At 42.4% G+C, this 14,784-nt stretch carries 10 protein-coding genes and 2 tRNA genes; 7 read left to right on the plus strand and 5 right to left on the minus strand.

Going from position 1 to position 14,784, the window contains the following annotated elements; translation table 11 throughout:
* Positions 1 to 78: 78 nt before the first annotated feature.
* The 3 genes from NXV01_RS15360 to NXV01_RS15370 all read left to right on the plus strand — a co-directional run bounded on the left by NXV01_RS15360 (position 79) and on the right by NXV01_RS15370 (position 4,742).
* Positions 79 to 2,007, plus strand: coding sequence for a HAMP domain-containing sensor histidine kinase (locus NXV01_RS15360; protein ID WP_074559723.1), 1,929 nt, complete (start codon positions 79 to 81; stop codon positions 2,005 to 2,007).
* Positions 2,004 to 3,746, plus strand: a complete 1,743-nt coding sequence (locus tag NXV01_RS15365) for a bifunctional UDP-sugar hydrolase/5'-nucleotidase (RefSeq protein ID WP_234132264.1) — start codon at positions 2,004 to 2,006, stop codon at positions 3,744 to 3,746. Before NXV01_RS15360 ends, NXV01_RS15365 begins: the two co-directional genes overlap by 4 nt.
* 93 nt (positions 3,747 to 3,839) lie before the next feature.
* Complete coding sequence (locus NXV01_RS15370) at positions 3,840 to 4,742, plus strand: helix-turn-helix domain-containing protein (protein ID WP_074559709.1); 903 nt, start codon at positions 3,840 to 3,842, stop codon at positions 4,740 to 4,742.
* Between the two features lie 2 nt (positions 4,743 to 4,744).
* Here NXV01_RS15370 and NXV01_RS15375 read toward each other — a convergent pair whose 3' ends face one another.
* Positions 4,745 to 5,329: a Crp/Fnr family transcriptional regulator gene (locus NXV01_RS15375; RefSeq protein ID WP_074559707.1), complete on the minus strand. Its 585-nt coding sequence runs from the start codon at positions 5,327 to 5,329 to the stop codon at positions 4,745 to 4,747.
* 106 nt (positions 5,330 to 5,435) lie between these two features.
* Here NXV01_RS15375 and NXV01_RS15380 point away from each other — a divergent pair, with 106 nt between their 5' ends.
* On the plus strand, positions 5,436 to 6,173 hold the full coding sequence (locus NXV01_RS15380; RefSeq protein WP_074559704.1) for a DUF3845 domain-containing protein: 738 nt from the start codon (positions 5,436 to 5,438) through the stop codon (positions 6,171 to 6,173).
* A 148-nt stretch (positions 6,174 to 6,321) separates the two neighbouring features.
* Here NXV01_RS15380 and NXV01_RS15385 read toward each other — a convergent pair.
* From NXV01_RS15385 to NXV01_RS15400, 4 genes are all read right to left on the minus strand, one after another.
* Positions 6,322 to 6,396 (minus strand) — tRNA-Glu (locus tag NXV01_RS15385).
* A gap of 66 nt (positions 6,397 to 6,462) precedes the next feature.
* Positions 6,463 to 6,549 (minus strand) — tRNA-Ser (locus NXV01_RS15390).
* Between the two features lie 429 nt (positions 6,550 to 6,978).
* Positions 6,979 to 8,406 (minus strand): VWA domain-containing protein, encoded by a 1,428-nt coding sequence (locus NXV01_RS15395; RefSeq protein WP_259022827.1) that lies wholly within the window; start codon positions 8,404 to 8,406, stop codon positions 6,979 to 6,981.
* Positions 8,381 to 9,955 (minus strand): AAA family ATPase, encoded by a 1,575-nt coding sequence (locus tag NXV01_RS15400; protein ID WP_259022828.1) that lies wholly within the window; start codon positions 9,953 to 9,955, stop codon positions 8,381 to 8,383. The genes NXV01_RS15395 and NXV01_RS15400 overlap by 26 nt, the downstream gene beginning before the upstream one ends.
* A gap of 213 nt (positions 9,956 to 10,168) precedes the next feature.
* Here NXV01_RS15400 and NXV01_RS15405 point away from each other — a divergent pair, with 213 nt between their 5' ends.
* From NXV01_RS15405 to NXV01_RS15415, 3 genes are all read left to right on the plus strand, one after another.
* Positions 10,169 to 10,612, plus strand: coding sequence for a hypothetical protein (locus NXV01_RS15405; protein ID WP_195650426.1), 444 nt, complete (start codon positions 10,169 to 10,171; stop codon positions 10,610 to 10,612).
* Positions 10,613 to 10,873: 261 nt separating this feature from the next.
* Positions 10,874 to 12,538 carry a putative transporter gene (locus tag NXV01_RS15410; RefSeq protein ID WP_148367334.1) on the plus strand — a complete coding sequence of 555 codons (1,665 nt, stop codon included), beginning with the start codon at positions 10,874 to 10,876 and terminating at the stop codon, positions 12,536 to 12,538.
* Between the two features lie 205 nt (positions 12,539 to 12,743).
* On the plus strand, positions 12,744 to 14,738 hold the full coding sequence (locus NXV01_RS15415; protein ID WP_148367332.1) for a fructose-1,6-bisphosphatase: 1,995 nt from the start codon (positions 12,744 to 12,746) through the stop codon (positions 14,736 to 14,738).
* Positions 14,739 to 14,784 lie beyond the last annotated feature (46 nt).

The following is a 14,784-nucleotide window of genomic DNA, read 5'->3' on the forward strand; positions in this document are numbered from 1 at the left end:
TATTAATCTGCTAAACCCGACAAGTTTTACTATATTTGCAACTTAATTAATGAATTAACACATCAAAACTGCATGATTATGCTGGGACGTCTTGGATATCTTTTTATCTGTTTCCTTTGGCTTCTGCAGTCAACGGAAGTATTGGCTGTCTCTAAAGATAAGAAACCTATTCTGATTATTTGCTCCTATAATCCGGCTGCGCATCAAACCTCGGTCACTATTTCCGATTATATGGATGAATATAGTAAATTGGGGGGACAGCGCGACATTATCATCGAAAACATGAACTGTAAAAGCTTCTCGGAAGCTCCGTTATGGAGCGAAATGATGACGCAGATTCTGGCTAAATATCAGGGGGAAAAGCATCCGGCGCAAATTATCCTGTTGGGACAGGAGGCATGGGCTGCTTATTTGTCGCAGAGGGATGAAATGCAGGTGAAAGTGCCTGTGATGTGCAGTCTGGCCAGTAGCAATGTGGTGATATTGCCAAAAGATACGGTGAAAAACCTTGATCGCTGGATGCCCGAATCTATCGATATATTTGAGGATCATCTGGATATTCCCGAACTGGAATCGGGATTTATCAACCAATATAATATAGAAGGTAATATCCGCATGATTCAAGCTTTCTACCCGAAAACGAAACACATTGCTTTTATCTCGGACAATACTTATGGCGGGGTGACCATGCAAGCGTTGGTGCGAAAAGAAATGAAGAACTTCCCCGATCTGGATTTGATTCTGATGGACGGCCGGACACATTCTATTTATACCATCGTTGAGGAATTGAGACAGCTGCCCGAAAACACAGTTATCTTGGTGGGAACGTGGCGTGTGGACATGAACGAAGGGTATTTCATGCGAAATGCTACGTATGCCATGATGGAAGCTACTCCTACCATCCCGGCTTTTACTCCTTCATCGGTGAGCCTCGGTTATTGGGCGATAGGAGGAGTGCTGCCCGATTATCGGAAAGTGGGAGGAGAAATGGCTCTGGAATCTATACGGATGGATCAGCATCCGGAGGATACGGAAAAGCATCTTTCGGTCATCGGCTGCAAAGCGGTATTGGATAGCCGGAAGGTGAAAGAGTGGGGGCTGCACCCGAATGTGTTGCCTTTTAAAGTGCAGCTTGTCAACCAGTCGGTTTCGTTCTATCAGCAATATACTTATCAGATATGGTCTGCTTGTGCTTTGTTCGTGATTCTGGTACTTGGCTTATGTATCTCTCTCTTCTATTATTTCCGTACGAAACGTTTGAAAGACGAGCTTCTGAAATCGGAGAAGGATTTGCGTGTAGCGAAAGACAGGGCGGAAGAGTCTAATCGTCTGAAGAGTGCTTTCCTTGCTAATATGAGTCATGAGATACGGACACCGTTGAACTCGATTGTCGGCTTCTCGGATGTACTAGCAATGGGTGATAGCACGGAGGATGAACAGCAGTCTTATTATCAGATTATCAAAACCAATTCGGATTTGTTGCTTCGTCTGATTAATGATATTCTCGATCTTTCACGTCTGGAGGCCAATCGGGTGACTTTAACGTGGGAGGAATGTGATGTGGTGCAATTGTGTAGTCAGGTGGTTGCCTCTGTTAGTTTTTCACGGCAGTCGTCGGATAATCAGTTTTTGTTTTCCACCTCTTTTGAAACTTTCCGGATGGTGACGGATGTGCAGCGTATGCAACAGGTAATCATTAATCTGCTGTCCAATGCTGACAAATTTACGAAAGGCGGGAAGATTACATTGGACTTTTCTGTGAATGAGGAAAAGCAAATGGCTATTTTCTCGGTAACGGATACCGGATGCGGCATCCCGAAAGAAAAACAGGGACTTGTGTTCGAGCGTTTTGAAAAATTGAATGAGTATGCCCAGGGAACCGGATTGGGATTGTCTATCTGTAAATTGATTGTGCATAAATGGAGAGGAAGTATATGGATCGACCCTGACTATACCGGTGGGGCACGGTTCGTATTCTCGCATCCGCTAAATATAGAAAAAGAATGAAACGAATAGGATTTATTTATGGCTTGCTTTTCTGTCTCGTACTGTCTGTTGCGGCGCAGGAAAAGGTAGTGAAGCTGAAGATTGTGGAAACAAGTGACGTACATGGTAATTATTATCCTTACAATTTTATAACCCGTCACGAGTGGAAGGGGAGTCTGGCACGTATTTATTCTTTCGTGCAGAAGGAGCGCGAACAGTATAAAGAGAATCTGATATTGCTGGATAATGGTGATATTTTGCAGGGGCAGCCTACTGCCTATTACTATAATTATATAGATACGGTGTCTCCTCATCTTTGTTCGGAAATGATGAATTATATGAAATATGATGCCGGCAATATGGGAAACCATGATGTGGAAACGGGGCGTGCCGTGTTCGACCGTTGGATAGCCACTTGTGACTTCCCTGTGTTGGGTGCCAACATCATTGATACGTCTACGGGAAAGCCCCATCTGGCTCCTTATAAGGTGTTGGAACGTGATGGCGTGAAGATCGTGGTATTGGGTATGATTACTCCTGCCATCCCTGCATGGCTTTCTGAAAATCTGTGGAAAGGGTTGCGTTTCGACGATATGGAAGAGACGGCACGCAAATGGATGAAGATTATCCATGAAAAAGAGAATCCCGATGTAGTGATCGGATTGTTTCATGCCGGACAGGAGGCTTTCAAAATGTCGGGCAAATACAATGAGAATGCTTCTCTCAACGTTGCGAAGAATGTCCCGGGATTCGATATTGTATTGATGGGACACGATCATGCCCGCGAATGTAAGAAGGTGATGAACGTGGCCGGAGATTCGGTGTTGATTATCGATCCGGCCAGCAATGGAATTGTATTGTCTAATATCGATGTGACCTTGAAATTGAAAGATGGAAAGGTGCAGAGCAAGGATATCAAGGGGGAGTTGACGGAGACGGAAACTTACGGAATCAGCGAGGATTTCATGAAGTATTTTGCTCCGCAATATGAGGCGGTGCAGAAGTTTGTATCCAAGAAGATCGGAACTTTTACCGAGAGTATCTCTACTCGTCCTGCTTTCTTCGGTCCTTCCGCTTTTATCGATTTGATACATACCTTACAGCTCGACATTACCGGAGCTGACATCTCTTTTGCCGCTCCGCTTTCGTTTGATGCGGAGATAAAGAAGGGGGATGTGTTTGTCAGTGATATGTTCAACTTATATAAGTACGAGAATATGTTGTACGTGATGACGTTGTCCGGGAAGGAGATTAAGGAGTTTCTGGAGATGTCTTATTATATGTGGACGAACCGGATGAAGTCACCGGAAGATCATCTGCTCTGGTTCAAGGAGAAACCTCGGGAAGGTGCGGAAGACAGGGCTTCTTTCCGGAACTTCAGTTTTAATTTCGACTCGGCTTCCGGCATTATTTATACGGTGGACGTGACTAAACCGCAGGGAGAAAAGATTACGATTACGAGTATGGCCGACGGTTCTCCTTTCCGTATGGATAAGATATATAAAGTGGCCTTAAATTCTTATCGTGGTAATGGCGGTGGAGAACTGTTGACGAAAGGATCGGGTATTCCGCAGGAGAAATTGAAAGACCGTATTATTTTCTCTACGGATAAAGACCTTCGTTTCTATTTGATGAATTATATCGAAAAGAAAGGTAAGATGGACCCCAAAGCCCTGAATCAGTGGAAGTTTGTTCCGGAGAAATGGACAGTGCCGGCTGCCAGACGTGATTATGAATATCTATTCCGGTCTGTTCAATAAGTAGTCAAAAGTGTTCATTATGTCCGATAATACTCCTGAATGGCTTGTGTATCTGATTAAATGCTGGTATATTTGTCGCAAAAAAGAGAGAGTATGGATATTCAGAGTGTTCCTAAAATAGGTATTTCTTCGGTAGTTCATTCCAAACATATAGATGCCGACCATATTGATGTTATGGATAATGATATAGCACTTTTCGATACGGAGAGCGTTATATCATTGTATAATGGACCTACCAAACTGGAAGTGCTGACTGTAGGGCTTTGCCTGGAAGGTACTGGTGCATTTAATATTAGTTTGCGTGAATTTGAGTTGTCTCCCGGATTGATGGTGATAGCGTTGCCCAGCCAGATTATTGAACAGCGGTGCTTTAGTCCCGATTTTAAGGGAATATTTTTTGCTGTGTCAAAGAATATGTTGGAGGTGTTGCCTAAAATAGGGAATGTGCTTTCCTTATTTCTCTATCTGAAAGACTATCCGTGTCTCGCCCTTCACTCGCACGAGCAGGAGGTTGTGAAGGAATATCATATGTTTATCAGGAAGAGATTGAGAAATAAGGAGGGGGTGTACCGCAAAGAGGTTGTGATGGGATTGATGCAGGGGTTCTTTTTCGAACTGTATAATATTCTTAATAACCATGTACCTGCCAATACTGTCACAGTGAAGAATAAAAGTCGGAAAGAATATATTTTTGAACGTTTCTATGAGTTTTTAGTAGAGTCCTACCAGTCTGAACGCAGTGTGAAATTCTATGCCGATCAGTTATGTCTGACACCGAAGCATCTTTCGGGAGTAGTGAAAGAGGTCAGTGGGAAAACAGTGGGAGAGTGGATTGACGAATTGGTGATTCTGGAGGCGAAAGCACTTCTGAATTCTTCAAGTATGAATATACAAGAGATTGCCGACCGGCTGAATTTTGCAAACCAGTCTTTCTTTGGAAAATACTTCAAACATTACACCGGTATGTCTCCTAAGGAATACCGGAAAAGCCGCTAAATTTATAAAACACCGGAACGTACACGGCTTAATGTCTCCGGTGTCATTAGAAGATAGGAGGCGATGTACGCCAAAGGTGCACGTTTGATGATTTCCGGATGTGTTTCGAGCAGGAGGTTATAGCGTTCGCGGGCGGATTCAAAACGCCAGGAGTCTGCTTTAATCTGCGATACGATTAGGGAGTATTCCAGTATCTTCTGGTAGAACATATTGATCTCCCAATTTTCTCTTGCCAACTTTTGTATCATATCACGGGGGAATAGGTAAATGATGGAAGGTTCCAGAGTTTCCACTATCAGCCGCGTAGGTTCTTGTTTCAAGAAACTTTCGATACACATCACGATGCAGCCTTCGTATGAGAAATGTTCGGTTATGTCTTTTCCATTTTTGTAATAATACTGCCTAAGCATACCTTTGCCAACAAAAACGAGTTCGTGAGCTACTTCTCCTTCATTCAGCGCTATTGCTCCTTTGGGAAATTCTTCACGGATCAATATGTTTTCTATCTGCCGTCTTCCTTCTATGCTCATTTCCGGAAAGCGGGAATTAACAACAGCATTTACGGTATCTCTTAATAGTGTATCCATGTCTTTTTGTCTTGGTGTGTGCAAAAATACTAAAAACGGTTGACATAAATCATGTGTGGTACAAAAAAGATGTATATTTGTCCGCAAAATCAAAATGTAGTTGATAATGAATAAGATAATAAAGTTGGCAGTGTTGCTGTTCTGTTTTAGTGGTTGTGTAAGGGATAATGATGCTATTTATTATCCGGTTGGCAACGTGGATGTGGAAAGAGGCGGTCCGGCTTTGGAGGCTGGAAAGGGTGATTTGATAGCCCGTAGTTATAATACCGAAGATTATGTACTGGACACGCTCGCGCAATATCCGGGTGATCCGACGCTCGGTAAATTGACATTTATGGTTAGTCTGAAAAACCGGTTGACGGATCAGGAGGTGAGTGGTTTTAATGGTGTCGGTCAATCCAAACTAACGATGAGTCTTGGATATAAAGACGGCAACTATCCGGCAGAAAGCCAGGTCCCTGTTTATACTTCGCCCGACGTGACTGCCAGTTATGCCATCAAACTCCGTTTAAAAGGAGAATTGACCTTAACAGGAGATGAATGGATGATTGATTATATTTATGCTCAATTAGCCGGCTTATTCCAGCCTTATCCTCCTACGTCTTTCCCGGAAGTGTTTATGTGTAAAGGGGGTGAACAATCGTATGCTACGTTCGATTCTTTCCGCAGAACTTGGACGTTCGATATAACTTATGACCGTTCCAACCTTTCTTTCAGCCAACTGTATTTCAATCTGTTTGTGAATCTGGCAGGTCAGAAAAGGGAGGACAGAGTCCGGTTGAGGATTGATAAGGAATCTTACTTCGAGATCTATAAAGAAAAAGAGAGTCCATTAATGGGATAGCGCGATAATAATGCAAGATGAAATTTTGCATTAAATTTGCATTTTTCTTTTGAAAATACCTAATTTATATCGCCTAAAACGATACTTTGATATAGATATAAGGCAATAAAAAAGCCTCTTACTTGTTTGTAAGAGGCTGATAATCAAGTGGTAGTGGGTACGAGAATCGAACTCGTATTACATGCGTGAGAGGCATGTGTCCTAACCGTTAGACGAACCCACCGGAATTTGATAGATTTAAAAAGAGCCAAGTCTACAAAACTTAGCTCTTTTTTATTTTGAGATTTTGCGGAAGCTGGGGGATTCGAACCCCCGGTACCCTTACGAGTACGTCAGTTTAGCAAACTGGTGGTTTCAGCCACTCACCCAAACTTCCTTGAACCCGCATTCTCTCTCAAATGCGGTGCAAATATAGGGGGAACTTTTGGACTACGCAAATCTTTTAGCAAGATTTTTTTTACCTGTTTTTTGTAAAATGAGATAACCTGCTATGTTTCAAATGTTAAACGGAGGAATTTTTTTTTCGAAAGCTTTTAAATTTTATCGATGGGCGGACGACTTGAAACATATTGACGCTATCCGTTCATTATAGTGACGGTATCTTCATGGGATAGGGTAATCATCGGGATTGGATAGTGACGGTATATTTAACCTTGGAAAAGGGCATAAAAAAAGGCTATCTATCCCAGACAGCCAATCTTTTGTTAACCTTAAATCTAATACTATGAAAAACACAGTACAAATATACGGACTTCTGGTGAATTTGCAAATAAAACAAGAAAAAAGAGATGTTTTATAACATTGATTAAATATTTGATTCCTCAATTCTATTTTTATTAAGATTTTCAGCGTTTTGAACACTATATTCCCAATATTTATCACATAATTTCAGATAACTGGTCTCGGCACTTTTGCCTCCTAAAGAAATGGCATACATCTTTGTCTGTTTTGCTTTTGCATGTTCTATGGACCGGGATAGCAGTTTATCGACGGGACGCATCTCAAAATCCGATACGGTGATGATGTCTGCTTCCATATATCCTTCTTCGCTGATTTTTCGCAGAGCATGCGTGATGACCGGTTCCATATCTGTTCCACCATGAAAAGATTGGCTTAGGAAATCGACAAGGCGGTCGAAGCTACTTCCTAAATCGGTTATTTCAATACACTCGATATCATCGGAGAAAAGGATGACGTAACATTTCCGATGTTGTACTTCTGTCAATTCGGCAATGGCAAGTAGAGTAGATTTCGCGATTCTTTCCCGTTCTCCTGCCATAGAACCGGAAGTGTCCAGACAAACGATGAAAGGGCCTTCAGCTTCTTCGGAAACTTCATTTCCTGCTGTTTTCTTATCATTGATGGTTTGCTTCTCGTGCGATTGATAATCGATGACTTGTAGTCTCTTCTCTATGAAACGCTCGAAAAATATAGGCTGCAGGCTCTTTTCCGCCAGATAACAGTATTCCAGAGGGAGAAGACTATTCAAATCATTTCCTTCACAAATGCCTGCAATATCGCTTCGGGTGGCGTGAGATATAATTTGTTCCCGATGAATACCTGCGGTCATTTTGAAACGTTTCCGGCTGCTTTGGTGTTTCTTGCCTAAGATTTCTACCAGTTCGCGGATAACGGGATTCCGTTTGATCGTTTCTTCGTATTCTAAAATCTGTTCCGCTATCTGTTTATGATTGCGAAGCAGCCAGACGAGGCGTGAGCCACCGCGTACCGGAAGATTTTTGGCTAATGACAGTTGAATGCGGTAGAAATCCTCACAGAGTTGCTCGATATGTTCCATCTGATAGTTGAACTCATTGTTCGAGAGCAGCGTATGCCACTTGTCGAAAAAGAGAGTCCGCAACGCTTTCCATTCTTTGGAACGCGGGCTGATTGCATCAAAACGTTGGAGATAGTATTTTACGTTGAGGTCTACCAGGTGATATTTCATGGAGAAGGGGTATGCGCTGTTTTTCAGGAATTGAAGAAACTTTGCGTCCGATGCTTCATTCATTTCATGAAAGTATTCCCATTGCGATGCATAGCGGGAGTAGAAATCTTGCAGGGAGGGTTGTGTGTGACGAAAATATAGGTGAATGTCCGCATCCAGTTCTTCGGGACGGATAATCTGATTGTGCAGTTGTTCGTTGTATACATCATAGGCTATTCCCTGCAATTTTTCGTAATAAATGTCTTGCAGGTGTTTGAGCCTAATACTCTCTGTTCTCTTGTTCATGGGCATGAGCGATGATGCGAAGTTCATTCCGGTAGTTCTCTATGATATGTGCAGTCTCTCCCAAGATTCGCTTAATCTTGCTTTTTTGCGATGAACTTAAGAAAAGATGTTCCTTGGTGTATGCTGTTTCCCGCTCGGAGATTGTTTTATATTCTACTTCCATTTGCTGAAGTAAATCTATCACTTCCTGCAATGTAAATTCGAACGGAGTACTGTCGTCCTGCTGTGCTGGCAAAGGTTCGCAATTGTCATAACATAGTAGTGGATACTCCTGATTGTTGACGAAAACAGATCGTTTTCCTTTTCGGAGGGAATAAATATTCTTTTGTGCGATATTTCTGTTCTTTACGAAATCGTAGGCTTTCAGGATTTTGTTGACCGGACGGAATTTATCCTGCTGGATATAAAACAGCCGGTTACTGTCTTTCTTCAAAGACTGGTAATCTGAAGCAAAGATGAGTAAATTTCCGGCAATGTGGTAACCTTCTATGCGATGATAGAAGGTATCTACCACCTGGATTCCCGGATCGCTAAGTTCCCGTAAGCTGTGTTCGGACTTCATGTTTTCTTTCAACGTATCCAGTTTCTGTTCCAGCCGTTTTTCTCCTAATAAATAGGTATTGATTCCCCGTGCAATCGACTGTTCCACTATATTTTCGATGATGGGGAGCTGCGAAACTTCATCCCACAGGCAGGCACTCATCAGCAGGCAGTCGGAGAAGTGAATCCCCGGCGATTCATTCAGATAGGCCGAGGTGCGGAGCAGACCTACTATTTTTTTCCAACGGCGGTCGGATATATAGATGGGAGGGGTGTTTTCATCCCGTCCCGTATTGTACTGTTCGATTTCTCGTTTGATATTGTGAATCAGCTCGAAGATGGTATAGTGAATACCTACTTTCTCACTTTCAGCTTGTATTTGATTGTATAATTCATCGTCTACCTGGAGTTTTGCGGGGATTTCAGGTTCTACCTCCCGTGTAGAAGAGATCATCTGGTCGAAAGCATATTCCTGTTCAATGCATCCCACAAACTGGCGGATCAGGAAACGGTCGTATAAGGCTTCCAGTCCTTCACCCTTTGCGGGTAGTTCGTTGGACGCGGCAATCAGCGCTTTCAGAGGAACACGCACCGTAAATTGTCCGTTGCGATATATCTTTTCATTGATTACCGTCAAAAGAGAATTTTGGATGGCAGGACCGGCTTTCCATATTTCATCCAGGAAGACAATTGATGCTGTCGGCAAGTATCCTTGTGTAATACGTTCGTATGTATCTTCATCTTTCAATTTTGAGATGGACACGGGACCGAATATTTCATCCGGTGTACTGAAACGGGACATCAGATATTCAAAAGCATCCGCATCTTTAAATGCCAGTTTGAGCCTGCGCGCCACTAAGCTCTTGGCTACTCCCGGAGGGCCCAATAGAAAGATACTTTCACCTGCCATGGCAGATAATAGGGAGAGTGCGATGGTATGTTCTTTTTCGAATACTCCCTCATTGAGGGATTTCAGTAGTTGGGTGATATGGGATTTGATTGACTTCATGCGACAGATGATTTCATGTGTTGTTAGCAGGAGGCAAAGATACAAGAATTCTTTGAAATAGACTTCATTGGGGGGATTTACCCACAGATTTAGGCAATTTCCTCCCGATAAGTAGGAGTTTTCAGTTTTATAAGGAAAATTCATTCTCTACTTTTGTTCTATCGAAAGATTAATGATAGATAATAATTAGAGAACCGTTAAAAATAAAGGAATATGAAAACGAACACATTTAAATACTTCGGTTTGGCTTTGATGGCCGTATTGATGGTAAGTTTTACCTCTTGCGAAGTGGAAATAGATAGTTTCTATGATGATGATCATAATGGTGCAGGGTACTATAATCGTTCGGCTGATTTATGTAGCCGTACTTGGGTTAGTTTCTACCGGGACATGGACGGTAACTATTGCCGTCAGGAACTGGACTTCTTTTTAGATCGTACCGGAATTGACTATATACGGGTGGAATATCCTAACGGAGCAGTAGAGCAATATGAATATAATTTCCGTTGGAGCTGGGAGAATTATGCGCAGACTTCCATTCGTATGTCATACGGACCGAATGATGTTTCATATCTGGATGATGTGTACATCGGTGGAAACAGGTTAAGCGGTTATCTGGACGGACGAAATAACTTTGTAGAGTTTCAGGGGAAATGATGAAAGATAAAGAGGAAAGAAACAGAGGGAAAAGATCGTTTGAAGGATAACAAGATGCAGGTGAAAAGAGAAGGATAAGGAAGTTAAGATAGAAATAGGATAGTTATTAGGAACAAAATAATAGGTAACGAAGTAAAAGGGTAATCAATAAGATTTCAGGATATATGAATCAGGGTATCAATAGGGCGTGAAATGAAAGCTTAAAAGTTTTGAACCGGACTAAATAGTTTTTATCTTTGCGCCCTATTAGTTTTTATATACATGGAGTGGTTATATAGTCTATTTATCGAACATTCTGCCTTACAGGCTGTTGTGGTACTTTCACTGATTTCTGCCATTGGTCTGGGCTTGGGAAGAGTGCATTTCTGGGGAGTTTCCCTGGGAGTCACTTTTGTTTTTTTTGCAGGTATCCTTGCCGGACATCTCGGGCTTTCGGTCGATCCGCAGATGTTGAACTACGCAGAAAGTTTCGGACTGGTCATTTTCGTTTATTCTCTCGGTTTGCAAGTCGGTCCCGGTTTCTTCAGCTCTTTCCGCAAAGGAGGGGTGACGTTGAATATGTTGGCAATGGGAGTTGTTCTGTTGGGAACCTTGTTGACGGTGGTAGCCAGTTATGCAACAGGCGTCTCTCTTCCTGATATGGTCGGTATCCTCTGTGGAGCAACCACGAATACTCCGGCGTTGGGAGCCGCACAACAGACGCTGAAACAGATGGGAATGGACAGCAGTACTCCTGCTTTAGGATGTGCGGTAGCCTATCCGATGGGGGTCGTTGGTGTAATCCTTGCCGTTTTATTAATTCGCAAAGTGCTGGTTCGCAAAGAAGACTTGGAGATAAAAGAGAAAGACGATGCGAACAAAACCTACATTGCAGCGTTTCAAGTACACAATCCTGCTATTTTCAATAAAAGCATCAAGGATATAGCTCGCATGAGCTACCCGAAGTTTGTCATCTCCCGCTTATGGCGTGACGGACATGTCAGTATTCCGACTTCTGACAAGATATTGAAGGAAGGTGACCGTTTGCTGGTGGTAACTGCGGAGAAAGATGCTTTGGCCTTGACCGTGCTTTTTGGTGAACAGGAAAATACGGATTGGAATAAAGAGGACATTGACTGGAATGCGATTGATAGTGAATTGATTTCGCAGCGTATTGTCGTTACCCGTCCCGAACTGAATGGTAAGAAACTCGGGTCACTCCGATTGAGAAACCATTATGGGATTAACATCAGCCGCGTGTATCGGTCGGGTGTGCAGTTGCTTGCTACTCCGGGATTGATACTTCAATTAGGAGACCGCCTGACGGTAGTGGGAGAGGCTGCTGCTATTCAGAATGTGGAGAAAGTATTGGGAAATGCTGTAAAAAGCTTGAAAGAACCCAATCTGGTTGTTGTGTTTATCGGCATCGTACTTGGCTTGGCATTGGGAGCTATTCCTTTCTCCTTTCCGGGTGTCAGTACTCCTGTGAAGCTGGGATTGGCGGGTGGACCGATTATCGTTGGTATCCTTCTGGGAACTTTTGGACCGCGGATACACATGATTACCTATACCACCCGTAGTGCGAATCTGATGCTGCGTGCCTTGGGGCTTTCCATGTATCTTGCTTGTCTGGGACTGGATGCCGGAGCTCATTTTTTCGACACTGTATTCCGTCCGGAAGGTTTGTTATGGATCGCTTTGGGGGCCGGATTGACTATTGTTCCAACCGTGTTGGTCGGATTTGTAGCTTTCAAGATGATGAAGATTGATTTCGGTACTGTATCCGGTATGTTGTGCGGAAGTATGGCAAATCCGATGGCACTGAACTATGTGAACGATACCATTCCCAGCGACAATCCATCCGTAGCCTATGCGACTGTTTATCCGCTGTGTATGTTCCTGCGGGTAATTATCGCTCAAGTGTTGTTGATGTTCTTGTTAAATTGAGAATTGAGAATTGAAAATTGAGAAATGATGGATTTGTAAATAAAAAGAAGTCATTTCTTAATCAGGAATCGTTTAAAATAGATAAATTTGTAACAAGAAAAGGAGAGGAGTTAATAAATTCCTTTTTTGAGTTACTAAATGGTAAGTTGTCAACGAATAATAAGTTGCCAATTAATAAATTGTAAATAGTAAAATAGTAAATAGAATGACTGCTCAAAGTAACATAACTCCTGAAAGCATTGTGAGTGATCTCCGTTACCTGCAACTGCTTTCCCGAAGTTTTCCTACCATTGCCGATGCCAGTACGGAAATTATCAACTTAGAGGCTATCTTAAATCTACCTAAAGGGACGGAACATTTCCTGACTGATATTCATGGAGAATATGAAGCTTTTCAGCATGTACTGAAAAATGCTTCCGGTGCGGTAAAACGTAAAGTAAATGAAATATTCGGCAATACTCTCCGTGAAGCTGAAAAGAAAGAAATCTGCACGTTGATTTACTATCCCGAAGAGAAACTCCAATTGGTGAAGGCCCGTGAAAAGGATCTGGACGATTGGTATCTGATTACGTTGAACCAACTGGTGAAGGTCTGTCAGAACGTGTCTTCCAAATATACCCGTTCGAAGGTTCGTAAATCACTGCCTGCCGAATTCTCTTATATCATTCAGGAGTTATTGCACGAATCGTCTATCGAACCGAACAAGCATGCTTATATTAATGTAATTATCAGCACGATTATCACTACGAAGCGTGCCGACGATTTCATTATCGCTATGTGTAATCTGATTCAGCGCTTGACTATTGATTCTCTTCATATCGTAGGAGATATTTACGACCGTGGTCCCGGTGCGCATATCATTATGGATACATTGTGCAATTACCACAACTTTGATATCCAATGGGGAAATCATGATATTCTTTGGATGGGAGCAGCTTCCGGTAATGATAGTTGTATCGCTAATGTGATACGTATGTCCATGCGCTACGGTAATCTGGGTACGCTTGAAGACGGGTACGGAATCAATTTGCTTCCATTGGCTACTTTTGCAATGGATACGTATGCCGATGATCCTTGCACGATCTTCATGCCGAAAATGAACTTTGCCGATGCTCATTATAATGAGAAGACTTTGCGTCTGATTACTCAAATGCATAAAGCCATTACCATTATCCAGTTTAAACTGGAAGCTGAAATCATCGACCGCCGTCCGGAATTCGGAATGGCTAATCGTAAACTTCTGGAGAAGATTGATTTTGAACGTGGTGTCTTTGTGTACGAAGGAAAAGAATATGCTTTGCGCGATACCAACTTCCCGACTGTAGACCCGGCAAATCCTTACCGGTTGACTGAAGAAGAACGCGAATTGGTAGAAAAGATTCATTATTCATTTATGAATAGCGAGAAATTGAAGAAGCATATGCGTTGTCTGTTTACCTATGGCGGCATGTATCTGGTTTCAAACTCGAATCTTCTTTATCATGCTTCTGTTCCTCTGAATGAGGATGGCAGTTTTAAGCATGTCAAAATACGTGGAAAGGAATACTGGGGACATAAATTGCTGGATAAAGCCGATCAACTGATCCGTACCGCTTACTTCGATGAAGAAGGAGAGGAGGATAAGGAATTTGCTATGGATTATATCTGGTATATGTGGTGTGGGCCGGAGGCTCCCTTGTTTGATAAGGATAAGATGGCGACTTTTGAGCGTTATTTCCTAGAAGATAAAGAGTTACATAAAGAAAAGAAGGGCTATTATTACACATTGCGTAACCGGGAAGATATTTGTGACCAGATTTTGACAGAGTTTGGAGTTTTAGGGCCTCATTCGCATATTATCAACGGTCATGTGCCTGTGAAAACGATTCAGGGAGAACAACCCATGAAAGCCAATGGCAAGCTTTTCGTTATTGATGGTGGCTTTTCGAAAGCTTATCAACCGGAAACGGGAATTGCGGGATATACACTTGTTTATCATTCTCATGGTATGCAGCTCGTACAGCATGAACCGTTCCAGTCCCGTCAGAAAGCCATTGAAGAGGGGCTTGATATCAAATCGACCAACTTTGTTCTCGAATTTAATTCGCAACGAATGATGGTGAAAGATACCGATAAGGGAAAAGAACTGGTGACTCAAATACAGGATTTGAAGAAATTGCTTGTTGCTTATCGTACTGGTCTGATAAAGGAGAAGGTTTGAAATGAATGTTATTCCTTTGCAATATGAAATTCAATAACTTTTAGTG

The sequence above is a fragment of the Bacteroides sp. BFG-606 genome, from assembly GCF_024788145.1.
Classification (GTDB): domain Bacteria; phylum Bacteroidota; class Bacteroidia; order Bacteroidales; family Bacteroidaceae; genus Bacteroides; species Bacteroides vicugnae.